Below are 14,707 nucleotides of genomic sequence, written 5' to 3' on the forward strand. Positions count from 1 at the left end.
GCGGGGGCCGACACCGCCAGAGGTCCGTCCATGCCCGAAACCCCCCCACCTGCTACGCATTGCATTCCCGCCAAGCCGGAAACCATCCGCTGGGGCGCCTTCGATGCCAGCTTCGCCCCGGTGGCGACGGTGCAGTCGGGCGACCTCGTTGTCCTGGAATGCGTCTCCGGCGCGCCCGAGGTGATGCCGCCCGCCTCCTCCGGCCTGGTGCCGCCCGCGGCGCTGGCCGCCATCCATGCCAGCAAGCCGCCGCGCCTCGGCCCGCACATCCTGACCGGCCCGGTGGCCGTGGCGGGTGCCGAGCCCGGCGACGCGCTCCGCATCGATATCGAGAAGATCGACCTCGGCTGCGACTGGGGCTTCTGCGGCTTCCGCCCGCTGGGGGGGACGCTGCCCGAGGACTTCCCCTATCACCGCATGCTGCACATCCCGGTGGATAAGGCGAGCATGACCGGCAAGGTGCCGGTCGGCCCCGGCGTGACCCTGCCGCTCAGCCCCTTCTTCGGCGTCATGGGCGTCGCACCCCCGCCGGAATGGGGGACGATCAGCACGAAGGAGCCGCGCGCCCATGGCGGCAACCTCGACAACAAGGAACTGACGGCCGGCACCACGCTGTGGCTGCCCGTCCATGTCGCCGGCGCCAATTTCTCGGCCGGTGACGGCCATGGCGTGCAGGGCGATGGCGAGGTCTGCATCAACGCGCTGGAGATGTGCCTGACCGGCCATTTCCGCCTGACGCTGGAGAAGGGCGGCGGGGCCAAGGACCCGGTGCTGAAGTTCCCCAAGGCGGAGACGAAGACGCACTACGTCTCGATGGGGCTGCATGAGGACCTCGACCTCGCCATGAAGCAGGCGCTCAGGGAGATGATCGCCTTCATCGTGGCGCGGATGAACGTCTCCGCCGCCGACGCCTACCAGCTTTGCAGCCTGGCCGTGGATTTCCGGGTGACGCAAACCGTGAACGGGGAGAAGGGTGTTCATGGGTTGCTAAGGAAGGGTCTTCTGTTCTGAGATTCTGCTCAGTCCGAGGGCAGGGCGGGAGATTCGTCCCGCTCTGTCCACAGGATTCATGGCGCGTTGACCACGCCACAACTTGTGGTCCACCCCCGCGTTGCACTACCCTATCTTGTGTCTGGGGCGCAGCGGGAGACTTCGATGGATTGGTCTGCGGAAGCGATCGAGCGGCTTCGGGCGCTCTGGGCTGAAGGCCATTCGACGGCCGAGATCGGGCGCCGCATGGGCGTGTCCAAGAACGCCGTCGTGGGGAAGGCGCATCGCCTGAACCTGCCGGCCCGCCCGAGCCCGATCCGCCGTGAAGCGGTGGCCGAGAAGGCCGCCGCGGCGCCGGTGCGAAGCACGCGCCCCGCGGCCCCCGCACCGCGCAGCACGCTGGCGCCGGGTCCGATGCCCGCGGCGGCCTCGCCTGTGCCGGCGCCCACCCCCGTCGCCGCGGCAGCCATGACCGCCCCGGCCGCCGCCACGGCCGTGGTCCGTGCCTTCCCGCGTCTCGGCTCCGCCCGGTCCTGCTGCTGGCCGATCGGGGAGCCCGGCAAGGCGGATTTCCGCTTCTGCTCGGCCGAGGCGATGCCCGGCAAGCCCTACTGCACCCAGCATGCGGCCGTGGCCTATGTGAAGGCGCGCGACCGGCGCGAGGACGCCGCCTGACCCTGGCGGGATCGCCGTCCAAAGGCCGGGTCCGAGAGGGCCCGGCCTTTTTCATGGCCGGGCGTCAGGCGCTGATCGGCGGGCGGATGCCGACGATGGCGGCGGTGGACTCCAGGAAATTGGCCGCATAGCCGCTGTCCTGCCAGTACTTGTCCAGGAAGCCGGCGATCAGCGTGTGGTCCCGCACCACGAAATGCCCGTTATTGGCATCGAAGAAGTGGAAGCGGTTGTCCTTCGCGTGGCGCACCGCCACCGCATGGGTGCCGCCCGTGCCTGTCACGGTGATGCCGTAGCAGCCGTAGGCCTTGGCGGCGATGGAGCGGATGAAGGCGCCGGTCAGCATCGTCGCGCGCGTCGCGCGCAGCCCATCCGACAGCGTCATCTGGAAGGGGCCGCAGGCCGCGGTCCAGTAGTCCAGCCATTTCGCGGCATTCGTCGTGTCCGACAGCGTCTGTGCCATGGTGGATTGCCAGGGCGGGTTGTCGCAGGCCTTGGTCCCGTCGAAGGGGAAGTTCTTCCCCTGGTACTGCCAGGAGATCCAGGTGGCCGCGAGCCCGATGCAGTAGCCATCGGTGGAGGTGCCCCAGGGCCCGGGCTCCGTCATGGCCGGCGTCTGCGCCTGGTTCATGGCGAAGACCAGCGTGCCCTTGGCCTTGGCCGCGTTCTGCAGCGCATTCCATTTCATGGCGGCACCTTCCGCGTCGGGACGCGCAGGCTATTCCCGGTGGCGGGGCAGGGCGACGGGCGCCCTGTTTCGGGTGTTTCGCGCCCGCCCTCCGCGCAGGGCCGCCCCGCTTGCACACCGGTTGGTCGGCCGGCCGTGCCCTGGCAGGATGACGGAACGACAAACCCGAGGCCGCATGTCCCGCCCGCTCCAAGGCGTGCTGATCCAGATCGCGGCGCTCGCCCTCTTCGTCACCATGGATGCGCTGCTGAAGCTGCTGGTCGCGCGCTACGCCGTGCCGCAGCTGATGTTCGTCCGTTTCGTCTTCCACACCATCCTGGTCTTCGCCGCGGTCCGGCTGCTGACCGGGCGGCTGCCCTTCCGCAGCCGGGCGCCGCTGCTGCAGGTGGCGCGAAGCATCACGCTCGCGGTGGCGAATTTCTTCTTCTCCCTCTCGCTGATCCACATCTCGCTGGCGGATGCCACGGCGGTGTCCTTCGCCGCGCCGGTCTTCACCGTGGCGCTGGCGGCGCTGCTGCTGGGGGAACAGGTGGGACGGGTGAAGTGGGTGGGCGTCGCGCTCGGCATGGCCGGCGTGCTGGTGGCGCTGCGCCCCCCCTTCCTGACCGGGGAGCCGCTGCACTGGGCCATGCTGCTGCCCCTGGTGACGGCCGCGGCGAACACCGCCTACCAGCTCCTGACGCGCAAGCTGGCGGGGCTCGATGACCCGCACACCACCTTCCTGCATACGGGCATCGCGGCCGCCTGCGTCTCCGCCCTCGCGCAGCCCTTCGTCTGGGTGGAGCCGGCGGCCTGGGACTGGCCCTTGTTCGCGGCGCTCGGCCTGCTGGGGGGACTCGGCCATTGCCTGCTGGTGCTGGCCTTCGCCCGCGCGCCGGCCAGCGTGCTGGCGCCCATGTCCTATACCCAGCTGGTCTGGGCGGGGCTGGCCGGGGTGCTGGTCTTCGGGGATTGGCCGGATGGCTGGACGCTGCTGGGTGCTGGCATCATCGCGGCGGGCGGAATCCTCGTCGCCATGCCCTCCGCGCCCCCGGGGCCTGCCACAAAACAGCCGCGCTCATCGTCTTGAAGGCCCTGATGACAACACCGTGGCATCTTCGGGCTTGCGCGACCCTGCCAGAAGGGACTAGCCCGGGGTGCAATTCGCAGACTGGCCAGGCATGACCATCCGCACCGACGCTCCCGACCGAGACCACCCCCGTGCCGCGCTGGATGCCGATGGCGTCCGCGACGCCTACAGGCGCTGGGCGGGCGTCTATGACGCGGTCTTCGGCGGGGTTTCCGCCTATGGCCGCCGTCGCGCGGTGGCGGAGGTGAACCGCCTGCCCGGCACCAGGGTGCTGGAGGTCGGCGTGGGCACCGGCCTCGCGCTGCCGCGCTATCGCGGCGACAAGCGCGTGGTCGGCATCGACCTGTCGCGGGAGATGCTGGAGAAGGCCGCCGAGCGGGTGCGGGACGAACGCCTCGGCCATGTCGTCGGCCTGGCGGAGATGGATGCGGAGCACATGGCCTTCGCCGATGGCTCCTTCGACATCGCGGTCGCGATGTTCACCGCGAGCGTCGTGCCGAACGCCAAGGATCTGTTCGCGGAGATGTCGCGCGTGGTCCGGCCGGGTGGGCACCTTCTTTTCGTGAACCACTTCGCGGCCGAGGACGGGCCCCGCTGGTGGGTGGAGCGCGCCATGGCGCCGCTGTCGCGCCTGCTGGGCTGGCACCCCGACTTCGCGCTGCGGGACCTGCTGGACCCGGCCACGGTCCAGGTCGAACTGATGGAGCCCTGCCAGCCGGCCGGTCTGTTCACGCTGGTCAGCGTGCGGAACGCGCCGGGCGAGGCGCTGGCCGTCGCGGCCTGAGCGCCCCGCCTCCGGCGCGGGTCAGGCCACCGCCGCGCGGCCCTGCCGGCCGCGCGTGACGCCGGCCCGCACCAGGGCGGCGGCCGCCACCATCAGGCCGCCCAGCGTGCCGATGACCCCTGCCGCGTTCAGGGACAATTCCAGGCCGAGCGCGGCCGGCACCGGGCCGGCCAGGGCATAGCCCACGCCGCCCAGCGCCGCGCCCAGCGCCGCGCCGCCCAGGACCTGCGCGCCGTAGCGGTCCGTCATCAGCCGCAGCGCCGCCGCCGGGCAGACCAGCATGGCGACGACCAGGATCGAGCCCACGGATTCGAAGGCCGCCACCGCCGCCGCCGCGACCAGCAGCGCCAGCCCGAATTCCAGCGCGCGGGACGGCATGCCGAGCGCCGCGGCATAGCCGGGATCGAAGCAGATCAGCTTCAGCGGCCGCCACAGCACCGCAACGACCACCGCCACCACGATACCGACGCCGGCCAGCAGGCCGAGCTGCCGGGGCAGCCCCTCCAGCGCCGCGGGATCGACCAGGGAATGCAGCCCCTCGGCCTGGGCCCAGACCAGCGTCTCCAGCTGGCCGAACAGCACGCAGTCGAGGTCGAGATCGACGCTGCGCGCGCCCGTCGTCTCCATCAGCACCAGGCCGACGGCGAAGAAGGTGGTGAAGATCGCGCCGATGGCGGCACCGGGGTCGAGTCGCGCGGCGCGCTGCACGACGGAGATCAGCACCACCGCCAGCAGCCCCGCCACCATGGCGCCCGCCAGCATCGGCAGCCCGCTGCGCGCCCCGGTGATGGCGAAGCCCAGCACGATGCCCGGCAGCACGGCATGGGACAGCGCATCCCCCACCAGCGATTCGCGCCGCAGCACCAGGAAGCTGCCGAGCAGCCCGCAGGTCGCCCCCGCCATCAGCGCCGCCAGCAGCGGCGGCAGGTCCAGCATCAGGAAATCGCGGATCGTCACGGGCGCTTCCCCCCCAGGACATGCGGGCTGGCCGGCAGGGCGGAGGGTTCGGGCAGCAGCCGCGCCGCCACCTCCGGCGGCAGGCCGTGCTCGACCAGGTCCGCCAGCCGGTCGGCGGAGGCGATGTCCGTCGCCCCGGCGGCCAGCAGATGATGCTCCACCGCGCGGTGCGCCCGGACGGCACGGCGCGCCGCGGCGGCGCCGCGCGGCGTCAGGTGCACATGGTCTTCCGCGCGGGCCACGAGTCCGCGCTGCGCCAGCCAGAAGGCCAGCCAACGCGCGCGCCCGATACGCCAGCCCCGCGCATCGGCGACGGCGGCGATCGGTGCCCAGCGATCCCCGGCGGTGCCGGGGCCGGCGCCCGCGGCCTCCTGCGCCTCCCACGTCGCGCGCAGGAAATGCTCGGTATCGGCGGCGAGGCGCCGGCGGAGATGGGTGTAGAGCTGGGCGAGCAGCCCGCGTTCCGGCGCCAGCAGCAGCGCCACGGTGAAGACCGCGGCCAGCGCCAGCACCACCGCCGCGCCCGTCGGCACCTCCGGCCGCAGGGCGGAGACCCAGGCGCCGGCCGCGCCGCAGACCGCGCCGATCAGGGCGGAGATCGCCAGCATCCGAGGCAGCCGGAAGGTCATGAGGCGCGCCGTCGCCGCCGGCAGCACCAGCAGCGCCACCACCAGGATCAGCCCGACGGCCTGCAGCCCCGCCACGCAGACCAGCACCAGCAGGCCGAGCAGCAGCAGGTCCACCGCCTGCACGCGCAGCCCCTGCATCCGGCAGAAATCCGGATCGAAGCAGACGGCGCGCAGCCGCTGGAAGGCCACCAGGCACACCAGCAGGCAGATGCCGGCGACGGAGGCCGCGACCAGCGCATCCTCCGCCCGCATCGCCGCCGCCTGGCCCAGGATGAATTTCGACAGCCCCGCCTGCGCCGCCCCGGGCTGGGTCTGCAGCCAGGAGAGGATGGCGACGCCGAGCGCGTAGAAGGAGGAGAGGACGATGGCGATGGCCGCGTCCTCCCGGATCCGGCCCGTGCGCGCCAGGGCCTGCACCGCCAGCACGCCGAGCACCCCGGCCGTGGCGGCGCCCGCCAGCAGCGGCGGCAGGGCGCGCGGATCGCCGCCCAGCGTCGCCACGATCAGCGCCGCGATGGCGACACCGGGCAGCGCCGCATGCCCCACCGCATCCGCGACCAGCGCCCGGCCGCGCAGCAGGGAGAAGGTGCCGACCGTGCCCGCGGCGAGCCCCAGCAGCGCGCAGCCCAGCAGGACGACCGCGGTGTTGTAGGCGATCATAAGGCGCGGGCCTCCGCCGCCCGCACATTCGCCTGGTCGAGCAGGGCGAGGCGCGCGCCATAGGTCGCGCCGATGGTGGCGGGGGTGAACGCCTCCGCCACCTTCCCGGCCGCGAAGACCCGCGCGTTGATCAGCAGGACATTCGAGAAATAGTCGGGCACGGTGCCGAGGTCGTGGTGCACCGCGACCACGTGGCGCCCCTTCGCCACGAGGTCCCGCAGCACGGTGACGATGGCCTGTTCCGTCGCCGCATCCACCGCGGCGAAAGGCTCGTCCATCAGCACCAGGTCGGCATCCTGCGCGAGCGCCCGCGCCAGGAAGACGCGCTGCTGCTGGCCGCCGGAGAGCTTGCCGATCTGCCGCTCCGCGAAGCCTTCCATGCCGACCTGGGCGAGGGCCGCGCGCGCGGCTTCCCGGTGCCGCTTCGGGACCGGGCCCCACCAGCGCATGCGCGGGTAGCGGGCCATGCAGACGACATCGAGGGCGGTGGCCGGGAAATCCCAATCGACGCTGGCGCGCTGCGGCAGGTAGCCGACGCGGTCGCGCACTTCCTCCAGCGGCCGGCCGAAGAAGCGGACCTCCCCGGAGAGCGCCGGCACCAGGCCGAGCGTCGCCTTCAGCAGGGTGGACTTGCCCGCGCCGTTGGGGCCGACGATGGCCGTCAGGCCCGTGGGCGCATCCCAGGTCACGTCCCAGACGGCCGGCCGCTCCCCATAGGCGACCGTCAGGTGCCGGACGGAGAGCGGGGGCGCCACGCTCATGCCGCCAGCCGCCCATTCAGGCCGCGGGCCGGCGCCTGGCCGCCGAGTGCCCGCACGATGATCGTCACGTTGTGGTCGATCATGCCCTCATAGGTCCCTTCATAGGTGCCGGGCCGGCCCATGGCGTCGGAGAAGAGGTTCCCCCCCAGCGCCACACGCTGCCCGCGCGCGCCTGCGCCCTCGATCAACGCGCGGACCGCGCGATCGGGCACGGAGGTCTCGGCGAAAACGGCGGGAACCCGGCGCTCCACCAGCTTGCGCACCAGGCCCTCGATGGCGGCGAGGTTGGCCTCCGCCTCGGTGGAGAGGCCCTGGATGCTCTCCACCTCCAGCCCGTAGCGGGCGCCGAAATAGGCGAAGGCGTCATGGGCGGTGACCAGGACCCGGGCATTGGCGGGGATCGTCGCGATCGCCTCCTTCGCATAGGCGTCGAGCCGGGCGAGGCGGGCCTGGAAGCGGGCGAGGTTGTCGGCGAAGGCCTCCCGCGAATCGGGGGCCAGGCGTCCCAGCGCCTCCCCGGCCGCGACGGCGGCGAGGGACCACAGCGAGGGGTCCATCCAGAGATGCGGGTCGGCCGCGTCCGGATAGTCCGGATTGGCGCGCAGCCGGTCCCGCGGCACGCTTTCCCCGATCAGCACCACCGGCTTGCCGGCTGCGCGGACGCGGTCCAGCACATCCCCCATCCGCCCTTCCAGCCGATGGCCATTGGCGAAGACGGCATCGGCGGAGAGCAGGCGCGCGATGTCGGACCGCGTCGGGCGGAAGAGATGGGGATCGACGCCCTCGCCGATCAGTGTTTCCGCCCGGATGCGCCCGCCCGAGACCTCCCGCACCACGTCGCCCACCATGGCGACGGTGGCCAGCACGTTGCGCGGGGCGCGCGGGGTGGCCTGGGCGAGGGCAGGAAGGGGCATGGCGGCGCCAAGCGCGGCCGCCAACAGGGAGCGGCGGGCGGGGCCGATCGGGGTGCCGGAGGAAGCCCGGACGTATGAACGTGTATTCACGTGTACTCCTGTTGATGTCTTGGGCTCTTCAACTCTTCACATATCCAAGCTTTTTCAATAGCTTGGCGTTGTCATCCACATGGAATGACGCGATGCTGCCGTCAAGCGCCGCTTTACCTTTCGGCAAGGTGGCGCGAGGCTGCGTGGCGGGTTCACCGCCCAACGGGGGTCCAGGCAGGCATGGCGGTACGCGGCGCGCGCATTCCCGAAGACCAGGTCGTCGAACTGGCCGAGATGTTCCAGATGATGAGCGACCCGACGCGGCTGCGGATCATCCTCGCTTGCCTGGATGCGCCGGTCTCGGTCGGCGACATGGCGGATGGGCTCGGCATCTCCGCCTCGCTCGTCTCGCACCACCTGCGCCTGCTGCGCGCCGCGCGGCTGCTGATGGCGGAACGGCGGGGGCGGCAGGTCTTCTACGTGGTGGGGGACAGCCACATCCGCTCCATGCTGACCGACATGCTGGACCACGTGGCGGAAGGCGAGGTCGAGGCGGAACAGGCGCCAGGCGGCTAGCCTCCCTGCGCCGTCCAGCCGCAAAGCGGCTGTTTCCTTAACCTTTCCGGCATGACACTGGATGCCGTCATCTTGCGATGACGGGCAGGGCGCTCACTTGTGCGGTGCGGCAGCGACAACTATGGTCGCCCCGCGGCAGGCCTTGCCCGCTTATGCGGGCGAAGGGCTGCCAGCACGGCTGCCGGGGGGCGGGTCGCCCGGCGGTTGGGGAGCGGAATTCGGGCGCGCCATGCGCGCCTACGGGACGACAGGATGCGGCACGTGATCAGTGCGTTTCGAGGATTCGCGGGCGGCCGCCTGGCCGCTTTCGCCTGGGCTTTGCTGGCGATGATGGTCGCCGGCGGCGAGGCCCTTGCCCAAGGGGCGGCCCAAGGCATGGTCGGCGCGCCGCAGCCCTGGGGCATGGGGCTTCAGGCCTCCGGCGGGCCGATCAAGGACGCGATCTCGTCCTTCAATTCGCTGGTCTTCTGGATCATCGTGGTCATCACGATCTTCGTCTTCCTGCTGCTGTGCTACGTCGTGTGGAAGTTCCGGGCGGAGGTGAACCCGAACCCCTCCCGCACCAGCCACAACACGCTGCTGGAAGTGGCATGGACGGTCATCCCGGTGCTGATCCTGGTGGTGATCGCCATCCCATCCTTCCGCCTGATCTACTACCAGGACCGCGCGGTCGACGCCGACCTGACGATCAACGTGCAGGGCCGCCAGTGGTACTGGCATTACGGCTACCCCGACCACGGCAACTTCACCTTCGACAGCTACCCGGTACAGACCGCCGACCTGCAGCCCGGCCAGATCCGCAACCTCGACGTCGACAACCCGCTGGTCATTCCGGTCGGCGCCACGGTCCGCATCCTGACCACCGGCCAGGACGTGATCCACAGCTTCTTCGTGCCCTCGCTCGGCGTGCAGAAGTACACGATCCCGGGTCGCACGATGGAAACCTGGCTGCGCGCCGACCGCGCCGGCACCTTCTACGGCCAGTGCAACCAGATCTGCGGCGTCAACCACTGGTTCATGCCGATCGTGGTGCGCGCCGTGCCGCCGGCCGAGTTCCAGGCCTGGGCCGAGCAGGCGAAGACCCGCTTCGCCGAAGGCCTGCCGCCCGGCCCGGTGCCCGCCCTTGCCGCGGCCCCGGCCACCCCCACCATGAATGTCGCGGAGGCCCGCCGGTAAGGCGGGGCTCCAGAGCCAACACGAGAAGCGGACAAACCCCCGATGGCGACCGCGGCGCACGACGCTCACCATGACCACCACGACCACACGCCCTCCTTCGTGAACCGGTGGCTGTTCTCCACCAACCACAAGGACATCGGCACGCTCTACATCGGCTTCTCGCTGATCGCCGCGATCGTCGGCATCGGCCTGTCGCTGCTGATGCGCATGGAGCTGCAGCAGCCCGGCATGCAGATCTTCGCCGATGGCCAGATGTGGAATGCCTATGTCTCCGCCCACGGCCTGATCATGGTGTTCTTCGTGATCATGCCGGCGCTGATCGGCGGCTTCGGCAACTGGTTCGTGCCGATCATGATCGGCGCGCCGGACATGGCCTTCCCGCGCATGAACAACATCAGCTTCTGGCTGCTGGTGCCGGCCTTCCTGATGCTGGGCAGCAGCCTCTTCATCGGTGGCGGCGCCGGCGCGGGCTGGACGATCTACCCGCCGCTGTCGGATGACACCTACCAGACCGGCCCGGCCATGGACATGGCGCTGTTCGGCCTGCACCTGGCGGGCGCCAGCTCCATCCTCGGCGCGGCGAACTTCATCACCACCATCTTCAACATGCGCGCCCCCGGCATGACGCTGCACAAGATGCCGCTCTTCGTGTGGTCGATGCTGGTCACCGCCTTCCTGCTGCTGCTGTCCGTGCCCGTGCTGGCCGGCGCCATCACCATGCTGATCACGGACCGCAACTTCGGCACGGCCTTCTTCGACCCGGCCGGCGGCGGCGACCCCGTGCTGTTCCAGCACCTGTTCTGGTTCTTCGGCCACCCCGAAGTCTACATCATGATCCTGCCGGCCTTCGGCATCATCAGCCACGTCATCTCCACCTTCAGCCGCAAGCCGGTCTTCGGCTACCTCGGCATGGCCTACGCCATGGTGGCGATCGGCGTCGTGGGCTTCATCGTCTGGGCCCACCACATGTACACCTCGGGCATGGACGTCGATACGCGCGCCTACTTCATGGCCGCGACGATGGTCATCGCCGTGCCGACGGGCATCAAGATCTTCTCCTGGATCGCCACGATGTGGGGCGGCAGCCTGACGCTGAACACGCCGATGCTCTTCGCCATCGGCTTCATCTTCCTGTTCACCGTGGGCGGCGTGACGGGCGTCGTGCTGGCCAATGCCGGCATCACCCAGATCCTGCACAACACCTACTACGTGGTCGGCCACTTCCACTACGTGCTGTCGCTGGGCGCCGTCTTCGGCATCTACTGCGGCATCTACTACTGGATGGGGAAGATGTCGGGCCGCCAGTACGACGAGAAGCTCGGCAAGATCCACTTCTGGCTGACCTTCGTCGGCGTGAACCTGACCTTCTTCCCGATGCACTTCCTGGGCAACCAGGGCATGCCGCGCCGCTACCCGGACTACCCCGATGCCTTCTGGGGCTGGAACCTGGTCGCGTCGGTCGGCTCCTACATCTCCGTCGCCGCCTTCCTGTTCTTCTTCTACGTGATCTACCACACGCTGACGAAGGGCGCGAAAGCCGCCGCCAATCCGTGGGGCGAGGGTGCGACGACGCTGGAATGGCAGGTCTCCTCGCCGCCGCCCTTCCATACCTTCGACGAACTCCCCCGCATCCGGTAACGGTGATGAGCGGAGCCACGATCGAGCCGAAGGGGGCGCAAGCCCCCTTCTCCACATCCGGGGCGGACCTGTCCGAGGTCCGCGACTGGATCGCCCTGCTCAAGCCGCGGGTGATGTCGCTGGTCGTCTTCAGCGGCCTGGTCGGGCTGCTCGTGGCGCCGGTCTCCATCCCGCCGGCGCTGGGCTTCGCCGCCATCCTCTGCATCGCGGTGGCGGCCGGCGCGGCCGGCGCCATCAACATGTGGTACGACCGGGACATCGACGCGCTGATGCGCCGCACGGCGCGCCGGCCCATCCCGGCCGGGCGGATCGAGCCGGGTGCCGCGCTCGGCTTCGGCATCACGCTGGCCGTCGCCTCCACCATGCTGATGGGCCTCGCCACCAACTGGGTGGCGGCGGGCTGGCTCGCGGTGTCGATCCTGTTCTACGTCTTCATCTACACCATGTGGCTGAAGCGCCGGACGAGCCAGAACATCGTCATCGGCGGCGCCGCCGGCGCCTTCCCACCGATCATCGGCTGGGCGGCCGCGACGGGCGACGTCACGCTGGTGCCCTGGCTGCTCTTCGCCATCATCTTCGCCTGGACGCCGCCGCATTTCTGGGCGCTCAGCCTCTGGGCCCATGGCGACTACGCCCGCGCGGGCGTGCCCATGCTGCCGGTGGTGGCGGGGGCGAAGGAGACGCGGCGCCAGATCCTCTACTACACCATCATCCTGGCGCCCCTCGGCCTGTCGCCGTGGTTCGTCGGCTTCTCCAGCCCCGCCTATGCGCTGGTGGCCGCAGGCTTGGGCGGGATGTTCCTGATGCACGCCGTGCGCACGCTGCGGGAGCCGCAGGACGAGCAGGGGCGGAGCCTGGCGAATGATGCCGCGGCACGGCGGACCTTCAGCTTCTCCCTGCTCTACCTCTTCCTGCTCTTCGGCGCGCTCGCCGTCGACAAGCTGGTGTTCGGCTGATGACCCCCGAGGAGAAGGCGGAGTTCGAGCGTCGGCGCCGCGCCCGGAACTGGGCGCTGCTCTCGGTGCTGATCGCGCTCGTCATCCTGTTCTATTTCATCTCCACAGCACGCCTGCTGCGCGGTTGAGAGACCGCGCCCGGGCGCCCACCTGATGGCCATGGAACCAGATCGGCAACAGACCCTCGCCCGCCGCAACCGCCGCACGGCCCTCGCCGCCTTCGGGGTGGTCGCGACCATGGTCGGCGTCAGCTTCGCGGCCGTGCCGCTCTACCAGCTCTTCTGCCGCGTCACGGGCTTCGGCGGCACGCCGATGATCGGTGGCGCCCCCGCGCCCGGCGCCGGGCAGCAGACCATCACGGTCCGCTTCAACGCCAATACCCAGCCCAACCTGCCCTGGCGGTTCGAGGCGGTGCAGGCCAGCCAGACGCTGCATGTCGGCGAGGAAGGCATCGCCTTCTACCGCGCGCGCAACACCGGCAGCGGCCCCGCCACCGGCGTCTCCACCTACAACGTCACGCCCGAGACGGTCGGCCGCTACTTCCACAAGACCGCCTGCTTCTGCTTCGAGGAGCAGACCCTGACCCCGGGGCAGGAGGTGGACATGCCGCTCGCCTTCTGGATCGACCCCAGGATCGCGGATGACCCGAACACCCGGAACATCCGCACCATCACCATCAGCTACACCTTCTTCCGTACGCTGGCGGATGCGGAACGGTCGGGCGCGCTGGCCAATGCCGGCCCGCATGTCGGCCGGCGGGACGCGCCCCAGCAGGCGACACCTTGAACCACCAGACCCTGAACGGGCGCATGAATTGACGCTGAGACAGGGCCCGAAAGCCCACCGCCACCCTTGATCCGGCGGGGCTTTTGGGGATTGATGCAGCGCGAAATCCGGGGTGCGCGGGCACCCCGGAAGGCTTGATCGGGCGCCCCGGCGCCCCAATGACCACCAGGACGAGCGATGGCGAGCACCAGCGAGACGGGCCACAGCCCCTACAAGCACCCCTACCACCTGGTCGATCCGTCGCCCTGGCCCCTGCTGGGCGCCTTCGCCGGCGGTGCGCTGGTCACCGGCATCGTCTTCATCGCCCATTTCGGCACCTACTGGCTGGCCGCGATCGGCCTGCTCGGCGTGCTGGCGACGATGTTCGGCTGGTGGCGCGACGTGCTCAAGGAAAGCCGCACGGCCGGGCTGCATTCGCCCGTCGTCCGCCTTGGCCTGCGCTACGGCATGGTGCTGTTCATCGCCTCCGAGGTGATGTTCTTCGTCGCCTTCTTCTGGGCCTTCTTCCACTTCGCCATCTACCCGGACCACGTCTCCGGCGCCGCCACGCCGTCCTGGCCGCCGGCTGGCATCCTGACCTTCGACCCGTTCCACCTGCCGCTGCTCAACACGATGATCCTGCTGCTGTCCGGCTGCACGGTCACCTGGGCGCACCACTCCCTGCTCGAGGGTGACCGCAAGGGCCTGGTGACCGGCCTGGCGCTGACGGTGTTCCTCGGCATGTTCTTCACCTTCTTCCAGGTGTGGGAATACGCGGTGGCCCCCTTCGCCTTCACCGGCGGCGTCTATCCCTCCACCTTCTTCCTCGCCACCGGCTTCCACGGCTTCCACGTCCTGGTCGGCACCATCTTCCTGGCGGTGTGCCTGGTGCGCGCCATCCGCGGCCACTTCACGCCGGAGAAGCATTTCGGCTTCGAGGCCGCGGCCTGGTACTGGCACTTCGTGGACGTGGTGTGGCTGTTCCTCTTCGTCGTGATCTACTGGTGGGGCGCGGGCGAGATCGCCCACCACTGATCCCGGGATCCCCGATGAGCCACGACACGACCCCGCCCGTCACCACGGGCGGGGTCGCTCCGTTCTGGAAGGCCGCCATCCTGTGCCGATGCCCGCGCTGCGGAGAGGGGCGGCTGTTCCGCGGCCTGCTGGATGTGGCGCCCGCCTGCACCGCCTGCGGGCTCGACCTCTCCGGTCAGGATTCGGGCGATGGCCCGGCGGTGCTCGGCATCTTCGTGCTCGGCGCCATCGCCATGGTCGGCGCCTTCCTCGTGGAGTTCCGCCTGGCGCCGCCGCTCTGGGTCCATGCGGTGATCTGGCCAGTGCTGCTGATCCCCGCCGCCATCGTGATGATGCGGGGCGCCAAGGCCGCGCTGATCTGGCTGCAATGGCGCCACAGGCGCGGCGAGGGCGTGTAGAAGCCTGCG

Annotated in this window: 17 protein-coding genes; 12 read left to right on the forward strand and 5 right to left on the reverse strand. The window is 70.4% G+C overall.

Annotated features, from left to right (window positions below):
- Window positions 1-30: 30 nt before the first annotated feature.
- Complete coding sequence (locus G3576_RS23375) at window positions 31-1,011, forward strand: acetamidase/formamidase family protein (RefSeq protein ID WP_164696891.1); 981 nt, start codon at window positions 31-33, stop codon at window positions 1,009-1,011.
- 144 nt (window positions 1,012-1,155) lie between these two features.
- Window positions 1,156-1,665 carry a GcrA family cell cycle regulator gene (locus G3576_RS23380; protein WP_164696892.1) on the forward strand — a complete coding sequence of 170 codons (510 nt, stop codon included), beginning with the start codon at window positions 1,156-1,158 and terminating at the stop codon, window positions 1,663-1,665.
- A gap of 64 nt (window positions 1,666-1,729) precedes the next feature.
- Here G3576_RS23380 and G3576_RS23385 read toward each other — a convergent pair whose 3' ends face one another.
- A complete protein-coding gene (locus G3576_RS23385; RefSeq protein WP_164696893.1) occupies window positions 1,730-2,350 on the reverse strand; it encodes a YopT-type cysteine protease domain-containing protein in 621 nt (206 codons plus the stop codon).
- A 175-nt stretch (window positions 2,351-2,525) separates the two neighbouring features.
- Here G3576_RS23385 and G3576_RS23390 point away from each other — a divergent pair, with 175 nt between their 5' ends.
- Window positions 2,526-3,419: a DMT family transporter gene (locus G3576_RS23390; RefSeq protein WP_164696894.1), complete on the forward strand. Its 894-nt coding sequence runs from the start codon at window positions 2,526-2,528 to the stop codon at window positions 3,417-3,419.
- 91 nt (window positions 3,420-3,510) lie between these two features.
- Window positions 3,511-4,203 carry a class I SAM-dependent methyltransferase gene (locus tag G3576_RS23395; RefSeq protein ID WP_164696895.1) on the forward strand — a complete coding sequence of 231 codons (693 nt, stop codon included), beginning with the start codon at window positions 3,511-3,513 and terminating at the stop codon, window positions 4,201-4,203.
- A gap of 21 nt (window positions 4,204-4,224) precedes the next feature.
- Here the strand turns inward: G3576_RS23395 and G3576_RS23400 are convergent, their stop codons facing one another.
- The 4 genes from G3576_RS23400 to G3576_RS23415 are packed head-to-tail and all read right to left on the reverse strand — an operon-like array spanning window position 4,225 to window position 8,214.
- On the reverse strand, window positions 4,225-5,160 hold the full coding sequence (locus tag G3576_RS23400; protein WP_328729662.1) for a metal ABC transporter permease: 936 nt from the start codon (window positions 5,158-5,160) through the stop codon (window positions 4,225-4,227).
- Window positions 5,157-6,449 (reverse strand): metal ABC transporter permease, encoded by a 1,293-nt coding sequence (locus tag G3576_RS23405; protein WP_235952392.1) that lies wholly within the window; start codon window positions 6,447-6,449, stop codon window positions 5,157-5,159. Before G3576_RS23405 ends, G3576_RS23400 begins: the two co-directional genes overlap by 4 nt.
- Window positions 6,446-7,210 carry a metal ABC transporter ATP-binding protein gene (locus tag G3576_RS23410; protein ID WP_164696896.1) on the reverse strand — a complete coding sequence of 255 codons (765 nt, stop codon included), beginning with the start codon at window positions 7,208-7,210 and terminating at the stop codon, window positions 6,446-6,448. The genes G3576_RS23405 and G3576_RS23410 overlap by 4 nt, the downstream gene beginning before the upstream one ends.
- Complete coding sequence (locus G3576_RS23415; RefSeq protein WP_328729664.1) at window positions 7,207-8,214, reverse strand: metal ABC transporter solute-binding protein, Zn/Mn family; 1,008 nt, start codon at window positions 8,212-8,214, stop codon at window positions 7,207-7,209. Before G3576_RS23415 ends, G3576_RS23410 begins: the two co-directional genes overlap by 4 nt.
- Window positions 8,215-8,394: 180 nt before the next feature.
- On the opposite strand from G3576_RS23415, the gene G3576_RS23420 reads away from it, so the two are divergent.
- The 8 genes from G3576_RS23420 (at window position 8,395) to G3576_RS23450 (ending at window position 14,698) form a co-directional block, all read left to right on the forward strand.
- On the forward strand, window positions 8,395-8,730 hold the full coding sequence (locus G3576_RS23420) for an ArsR/SmtB family transcription factor (RefSeq protein WP_164696897.1): 336 nt from the start codon (window positions 8,395-8,397) through the stop codon (window positions 8,728-8,730).
- Window positions 8,731-8,982: 252 nt separating this feature from the next.
- The gene (gene coxB / locus G3576_RS23425; protein WP_407926134.1) at window positions 8,983-9,906 is read left to right on the forward strand and encodes a cytochrome c oxidase subunit II; all 924 of its coding nucleotides are present in this window, start codon (window positions 8,983-8,985) and stop codon (window positions 9,904-9,906) included.
- Between the two features lie 42 nt (window positions 9,907-9,948).
- Window positions 9,949-11,544 carry a cytochrome c oxidase subunit I gene (gene ctaD, locus G3576_RS23430; RefSeq protein ID WP_164696898.1) on the forward strand — a complete coding sequence of 532 codons (1,596 nt, stop codon included), beginning with the start codon at window positions 9,949-9,951 and terminating at the stop codon, window positions 11,542-11,544.
- Window positions 11,545-11,549: 5 nt separating this feature from the next.
- The gene (locus G3576_RS23435) at window positions 11,550-12,500 is read left to right on the forward strand and encodes a heme o synthase (protein ID WP_164696899.1); all 951 of its coding nucleotides are present in this window, start codon (window positions 11,550-11,552) and stop codon (window positions 12,498-12,500) included.
- Entirely contained in the window at window positions 12,500-12,628 is a 129-nt protein-coding gene (locus G3576_RS32395; RefSeq protein WP_264177167.1) for a hypothetical protein, read from the forward strand. Before G3576_RS23435 ends, G3576_RS32395 begins: the two co-directional genes overlap by 1 nt.
- 25 nt (window positions 12,629-12,653) lie before the next feature.
- Entirely contained in the window at window positions 12,654-13,286 is a 633-nt protein-coding gene (locus tag G3576_RS23440) for a cytochrome c oxidase assembly protein (protein WP_164696900.1), read from the forward strand.
- A gap of 177 nt (window positions 13,287-13,463) precedes the next feature.
- Window positions 13,464-14,300: a cytochrome c oxidase subunit 3 gene (locus G3576_RS23445; RefSeq protein WP_164696901.1), complete on the forward strand. Its 837-nt coding sequence runs from the start codon at window positions 13,464-13,466 to the stop codon at window positions 14,298-14,300.
- Window positions 14,301-14,314: 14 nt separating this feature from the next.
- Complete coding sequence (locus tag G3576_RS23450) at window positions 14,315-14,698, forward strand: DUF983 domain-containing protein (protein WP_164696902.1); 384 nt, start codon at window positions 14,315-14,317, stop codon at window positions 14,696-14,698.
- Window positions 14,699-14,707: the final 9 nt, after the last annotated feature.

This window comes from Falsiroseomonas algicola, assembly GCF_011040385.1.
In the GTDB taxonomy this organism is placed as follows: domain Bacteria; phylum Pseudomonadota; class Alphaproteobacteria; order Acetobacterales; family Acetobacteraceae; genus Falsiroseomonas; species Falsiroseomonas algicola.

Excerpts from the sequence above, each read along its gene's own strand:
- G3576_RS23445 (WP_164696901.1), top strand. The coding sequence starts at position 13,464 with ATGGCGAGCACCAGCGAGACGGGCCACAGCCCCTACAAGCACCCCTAC.
- G3576_RS23450 (WP_164696902.1), top strand. The coding sequence starts at position 14,315 with ATGAGCCACGACACGACCCCGCCCGTCACCACGGGCGGGGTCGCTCCG.
- G3576_RS23405 (WP_235952392.1), bottom strand. The coding sequence starts at position 6,449 with ATGATCGCCTACAACACCGCGGTCGTCCTGCTGGGCTGCGCGCTGCTG.
- G3576_RS23420 (WP_164696897.1), top strand. The coding sequence starts at position 8,395 with ATGGCGGTACGCGGCGCGCGCATTCCCGAAGACCAGGTCGTCGAACTG.
- G3576_RS23385 (WP_164696893.1), bottom strand. The coding sequence starts at position 2,350 with ATGAAATGGAATGCGCTGCAGAACGCGGCCAAGGCCAAGGGCACGCTG.
- G3576_RS23375 (WP_164696891.1), top strand. The coding sequence starts at position 31 with ATGCCCGAAACCCCCCCACCTGCTACGCATTGCATTCCCGCCAAGCCG.
- G3576_RS23440 (WP_164696900.1), top strand. The coding sequence starts at position 12,654 with ATGGCCATGGAACCAGATCGGCAACAGACCCTCGCCCGCCGCAACCGC.
- coxB (WP_407926134.1), top strand. The coding sequence starts at position 8,983 with ATGCGGCACGTGATCAGTGCGTTTCGAGGATTCGCGGGCGGCCGCCTG.
- G3576_RS23380 (WP_164696892.1), top strand. The coding sequence starts at position 1,156 with ATGGATTGGTCTGCGGAAGCGATCGAGCGGCTTCGGGCGCTCTGGGCT.
- G3576_RS23435 (WP_164696899.1), top strand. The coding sequence starts at position 11,550 with ATGAGCGGAGCCACGATCGAGCCGAAGGGGGCGCAAGCCCCCTTCTCC.
- G3576_RS23410 (WP_164696896.1), bottom strand. The coding sequence starts at position 7,210 with ATGAGCGTGGCGCCCCCGCTCTCCGTCCGGCACCTGACGGTCGCCTAT.
- G3576_RS23390 (WP_164696894.1), top strand. The coding sequence starts at position 2,526 with ATGTCCCGCCCGCTCCAAGGCGTGCTGATCCAGATCGCGGCGCTCGCC.
- G3576_RS32395 (WP_264177167.1), top strand. The coding sequence starts at position 12,500 with ATGACCCCCGAGGAGAAGGCGGAGTTCGAGCGTCGGCGCCGCGCCCGG.
- ctaD (WP_164696898.1), top strand. The coding sequence starts at position 9,949 with ATGGCGACCGCGGCGCACGACGCTCACCATGACCACCACGACCACACG.
- G3576_RS23395 (WP_164696895.1), top strand. The coding sequence starts at position 3,511 with ATGACCATCCGCACCGACGCTCCCGACCGAGACCACCCCCGTGCCGCG.